The sequence below is a fragment of the candidate division KSB1 bacterium genome, from assembly GCA_022562085.1.
Classification (GTDB): Bacteria; Zhuqueibacterota; Zhuqueibacteria; order Oceanimicrobiales; family Oceanimicrobiaceae; genus Oceanimicrobium.
This window is the reverse complement of the sequence record JADFPY010000331.1, coordinates 1-5,009: the sequence shown is the minus strand read 5'-3', so window position 1 is coordinate 5,009 and position 5,009 is coordinate 1. Positions and strand designations below refer to the sequence as shown.

Genomic DNA, 5,009 nt, shown 5'->3' with positions numbered 1-5,009 from the left:
ACAAATACTGTCCCGAATGCGGGCAAATCAATACTACAAAACAGGTTCCCCTTAAACTTTTCTTTCACGATATTCTCGGCGACTACTTCACTTTTGATTCCAGATTTTTTCGCAGTTTCATTCCGCTGCTCAGAAAGCCCGGTCACTTAACCAATGAATATAATTCAGGGCGGCGGGTAAGTTACATTCTGCCGTTGCGATTGTATCTCTTTGTTACCATCCTTTTCTTCTTTATCATTTCTCTGCAAGGCAAAATCGGCCTCAGCAATCTGGAACCGCCCGCGGAAGAAAATCAAGTCGTCAATAAAGACTCAATACAAACGATATTTACAAAGTATGATGAACAAATTCCTGAAGATGTTCAAGCAAGCCTGATCTCAGACATTGATAACAAATACAAATTGACAAAGAAAAAGCTAGAAATCAAATTCTCCGCGGGTGATTCACTCAACTTGCTGTTATCCGATTTTGACTCCACAATTTCCGAAAGTGCCGGGAATGCACTAAGTTTGGAAATGATGAACAGTTTCAAGTTTTATCCCAAGAAGGGGCGCCGAAACAAAGGAGACGATAAAAAGGCACTAAAGAAAATTCTGGAACATTCAGAACTCTCTGCCAAAGCAGAGAAAACTGATCAACTTTTTGAAAGTATTGATTCGCGCTTTAGATTTAAGAAAAGAAGTAGCAAAGCCGAAGGCCGTAGTTTTTTAATTGGCGGGCCCAATACCGGTATAACCGTCGATGGCACTCCGGTTGATTCGCTTGAAGCAGGCATCCAAAAAAGCTTTTTATTGAAAGCAAACGCTCTGGCAAAGAAAGGCGCGGAAGGAGGACGGCTATTTTGGCAGGAAGTCCTGAATCAGATCCCAAAAGTGATGTTTTTAATTTTACCCATCTTTGCCCTTATTTTGAAAGTTCTTTATATCAGGAAGAAGATATATTACATTAATCACCTGATTTTTTCATTGCATGCTCACACCATCCTGTTTTTATATCTGCTGTTTGCCATTTTATTTCCAAAGTGGTATGTGATTACACCGGTGGTTTTCGGAATTTGGGTCCACCTCTTTTTCTCCATGCGTAATGTTTATAAACAATCCCGCTTTATGACCATGCTCAAGCTTAATTCGCTGCTGTTTTTGTATACTGTTCCGCTAATTTCAGGATTTGCTTTGCTATCAGTATTGGCTGTAGTTAACGTCTAGCTTTGACTAAACAGTTTATTGTTTTCGGTGTCCAGGCTTGAGCTTGTTTTTTTGAGGGCAATCCACGTTTACTACCGACTGTCGTTCATTGATGATGGATCGTTCCGGCCTCCTCTCCCGACTTCATTATTATATTTTCAAAGGAATGTCGGGATCGGGGGTCCTCCACGGGCTCCAGGCGCCTCGTTTCCGACTTAATCATTATAAAAAACTAAAGGAAAATCGGAAAGGGGTCGCCCTTCGCAAAAATTTGTAGCAGAAACTCGCCAGAGTTCTGGTTTTCTTTGTGAACTCTGTGTCTTTGTGGCTAATTTTTTATGATTGTTCAAACACTTTGTTCAACCTCTCAATCCCCAACTCTAACCTCTCAGGTGATTCCCCGGTAAAACAAAGCCGGATATAATGATGAAAATCTTTGCCAAAACTATCCCCGGGTGCAACGGAGACGCCGCTATCGAGACAGGCTTCAATGAGTTGCCAATAATTGCGGCCGTTCAAATATTGGTCAGCAGGAAAGAAAATAAAATAGGTAGCGTCCGGTTTTGGAAAATCGATTTTTAGTTTCTCGACAAATAAATCTCGCAGTTCCTGGTAATGATTCCGGACTCCCGGCAGCCATTGCTTGCGGGTTTCAACCGGTTCAACCATCATCTGCTGAGCAAGCGTTGAGGGGCTATACAACTGGTGTACCATCATTTTATTGAGATTTTTTACTGCTTGCTCACTGGTGGCAACAAAACCGAGACGCAGTCCGGCAAACATAAAACTTTTTGAAAACGTAAAGATGCTTAAAGTTCTTTCGAACATTTTGGGAAAGCCGGCAATTGATATGTGCGGGCGATTATCGAAAGTCAAGCCATCGTAAGCTTCATCCGAGATCACCCAGAGATTGTGTTTTTCGGCGACCGCAGCAATTTGGGCCAGTTGCTCTCGATTCAGCACTTTGCCGCTGGGATTGTTTGGAGTGTTAAGGTAAATCGCTGCGGTTCTCGAGGTCATAAATTTCTCTAAATAATCGGCGATATCAAGTTCCGGTTCATTATATAATTTTGTGTAAATGGGCGCTTCTACCATACGACCCCCGGCTATTTTTACCATACCGAAAAAGAAAGGCCAGGCCGGGGTGAGAATGAGTACTTCATCACCCGGTTCAATTAGCGCCATCATACTAATGCTGAGCGCATTGGTTGCGCCGTTGGTGATTAGGATATTATCTTTGTTTACCTGTAGATGATTGTCAGCTTGCAATTTCTCTATCAGTGCCTCACGTAAAGGGACGATGCCAAACGTATTACAATACTGATTGAAATGCTCGTACTTTTTCCGAGCGGATGAGTCGATAGGCAGAGTATATTTCGGAGGCAAATAGGTGTCGCCAATATGAAGCTTAACGAGATTCTTCCCTTGTTCAGCCATTTTGGGAGCGTACTTTTCGAAAACCGAACCGGTTATTTCATCGACACGTTTTGCAAACTTGGGGAATTTTGGCATTAGTTTCTTTCTTGGTAATAAGGCGGAAATAAAGATCTGTGTTCTTGGTCGATTTTTTTAGAATTTCTGAAATTTAATTTAACTTGCAGAATGATTTAATGATACTGTTAGAGAATTGGCAGTTCATTCTCAATTCTTCATTCTTAATTCTTAATTCTCAATTCTTAATTCTTAATTCTTAATTCTTCATTCTTAATTCTTAATTCTTAATTCTCAAGTCTCCTCCTGCCCAAAATACCAATAGACAACCGCCAGTCCCAATAGCACCACAAAAAGCCCAACCATAATTTGAACCTCATTGATTTTGGTAACCAGCTGCCAGCTTACAGCACTACCATAGTGCAGTTCCGGTAAATGGTTTTCCTCAAGATAGGCCAGTTGTTCGGGCGGTAAAACAAAATTCGAGCGTTTGAAAGTATTTTTAAAATATTTTTCCATGATCAGGTTTTCGCGATAGGCCACCATAATCCGGTCCTGGTAAATTTCCTCATTCTCTTTTTCTGCTTCCGCTTTCCGGATATAACGATCTCTGCGAAACAGATGAACCCGCGCTTCATGCAAAAAAGGATCGCTAACCGGGGTGTATTTTTCCAGAAAATCACTGTAAGTTGAGTCATTGCGGTATTGATTTAAAATTGCTGCGGCTTCAATCGCGCGTTCTTCATCAGTTCGCTTGAGCTCATTTGGGGATAGACGCGATCTAAAATGGCCTATTTCCGGGTCTTCGTAGTAATGGCCGTATTCAAACATCATACTTTCATTTTCAATCAAAAATTTTAATGCCGGAATACGCTCCGTATACCAGGCGACTCGGGCAGGTGTATTGAGAAGACTGGCTCCCAGGAATAGAATTGCCGCTGCAGTTAAAATGGATAAACATCGGATATTTCGAGGTGCGACTCTTTCTGAAATAATCGAAGGGGAGAGGCCTTTTGCAATAGCGACCTGAATAAGGGTTACAGCAAAGAAGTTCAGCCAAATGTCGTCCAGGCACCAGTATCTCTTTGGAGTTGCCCACTGAATCGCCTCGTCCATCATGCCGACCATGGCTCCAATTACCACTGCTATGAAGTAGATACTTTTATCTCTCACTTTGTGGGTCAGCGCCCGATAAACCAGCAAGCCAAGCACTCCATATTCAACGAAGTGCAGCGCCTCTTCCGGGTTTTTACTAAGTCTAACGGTATATCCGATAAAGATGGTTGAAATGACGGCAAGCCAGATGTATCTGCTGCGTGAAGCAACCCGGAGTCGACGGAGATAGATGAGACTAACTACAACTGCTAAAAGAACAACTGCGAAGACAATATAGCTAAATATTTCCTTACCCCAGTGTTCTCGAACAAATTTTTGCATCGATCGGGCTAATGGAATGGTCACGAAAATAACGAGCGAACAAAGTATCACATAAAGCCATGAAGCCGATTCTTTCTCTTTTGGCGGGTTATTTAGCATTCAATCGCTCCAATTACAAGGCAGAACTTCTTAACAAGGACGTACGATCGTAGCAATTTTGTGCGTAAAAATCAAGATATATAATGGTCGGGGAGCCGCTCCCAAGTGTCTGCCATGTTATCATTTTTTAATCCCGGCTCGCATTACAGCTCCCGGCTTATAGACGGTGCATCCGTCTAAACCTCATAGCAGTGCGTTTCTAACGAGTCATCAGCAAATACTAATATTGGCGATAAATATTGTAAGAAGTGACAATGAGGAGTAGAATGGCTTTTTTAGCGCGACTTCCAGCCATGGTCGCGTTCGATTCAATTGATTTTGGTGTGGAGTGAATCCCCTGAATGGAAAATTTTTCTCCCCAATCAGAATCAAAGTTTTACCATCCCTGTTCTGATAAGAGGGCCTTTCCCTCCTTCGAGCCAATTCGCAACTTTGGGGAATTGCTTTTTTTGAACCAACTAGGGTAGTTAATTATTTTTCGAAAATCAAGCAAAATTCGATATAATGTTTTTCAAAAAGTTTGCTAATTATTTTATTTTATGTATATTGCCTACTTCTAAATTCGAACTTTTCTTTTGAGATTTTAATGCCCATTCCAACTCCATTCCATCCCCGTACTTCAGAGCTGTGCAAAAGTCATGAGTGGCGAAATTGGTCCGGTTATCTGGCGGCTATAAAATACGGGCCAACGCATGATCATGAATATTACGCTATTCGAAATTCAGCCGGTCTGATAGACGTAAATTCTTTATTTAAATATGAAATCACCGGCCCGGATGCCGCTGGTCTTGTTGATCGAATTATTACTCGGGATGTCTCAAAATGTAAAGTGGGCCAGGTTTTATACACGTCCTGGTG

4 protein-coding genes are annotated in these 5,009 nt (G+C 41.8%); 2 read left to right on the top strand and 2 right to left on the bottom strand.

The features are described from left to right. Positions 1-1,205: DUF3667 domain-containing protein (locus tag IH879_19480; GenBank protein ID MCH7677110.1), on the top strand; the 1,205-nt coding region annotated here is incomplete at its 5' end. 315 nt (positions 1,206-1,520) lie between these two features. Here the strand turns inward: IH879_19480 and IH879_19475 are convergent. Together IH879_19475 and IH879_19470 are read right to left on the bottom strand one after the other, a co-directional pair. Then, positions 1,521-2,696: a pyridoxal phosphate-dependent aminotransferase gene (locus IH879_19475; protein MCH7677109.1), complete on the bottom strand. Its 1,176-nt coding sequence runs from the start codon at positions 2,694-2,696 to the stop codon at positions 1,521-1,523. A 213-nt stretch (positions 2,697-2,909) separates the two neighbouring features. After that, positions 2,910-4,151: a VanZ family protein gene (locus IH879_19470; GenBank protein ID MCH7677108.1), complete on the bottom strand. Its 1,242-nt coding sequence runs from the start codon at positions 4,149-4,151 to the stop codon at positions 2,910-2,912. 586 nt (positions 4,152-4,737) lie between these two features. Here IH879_19470 and IH879_19465 point away from each other — a divergent pair. Then, positions 4,738-5,009 (top strand): aminomethyl transferase family protein (locus tag IH879_19465; GenBank protein ID MCH7677107.1); only part of this gene is annotated, 272 nt, incomplete at its 3' end.